This window comes from Streptomyces barringtoniae, from assembly GCF_020819595.1.
GTDB classification, from domain to species: domain Bacteria; phylum Actinomycetota; class Actinomycetes; order Streptomycetales; family Streptomycetaceae; genus Streptomyces; species Streptomyces barringtoniae.
This window is the reverse complement of sequence record NZ_JAJHNP010000128.1, coordinates 1-319: the sequence shown is the minus strand read 5'-3', so window position 1 is coordinate 319 and position 319 is coordinate 1. Positions and strand designations below refer to the sequence as shown.

General features: G+C 72.1%; 1 protein-coding gene. It reads right to left on the bottom strand.

Features of this window, described 5'->3' with window-relative positions:
* Positions 1-319 (bottom strand): ketoacyl-synthetase C-terminal extension domain-containing protein (locus tag LMU33_RS41030; RefSeq protein ID WP_228627232.1); only part of this gene is annotated, 319 nt, incomplete at both ends.

Sequence of the window (319 nt, the reverse complement as noted above, 5' to 3'; positions counted from 1 at the left end):
AGCGACACGGTCGAGCAACCGCCGCGCCTGAGCCCGCAGCGCGTCCTCGGTCCGACCCGACAACACCCACGGCACCACCGGCAGCGCAGCCGCACGCACCGGCGTGTCATCGACCGTGGGTGCCTGCTCGATGATCGTGTGCGCGTTCGTGCCGCTCACACCGAAGGCCGAGACCGCGGCCCGGCGCGGCCGACCGGTCTCCGGCCACTCACGAGCCCCGGTCAGCAGTCGCACCGTACCCGCCGACCAGTCGACGTCCGGCGTCGGCTCGTCCACATGCAACGTCGCCGGCAGCACACCATGACGGATCGCCATCACC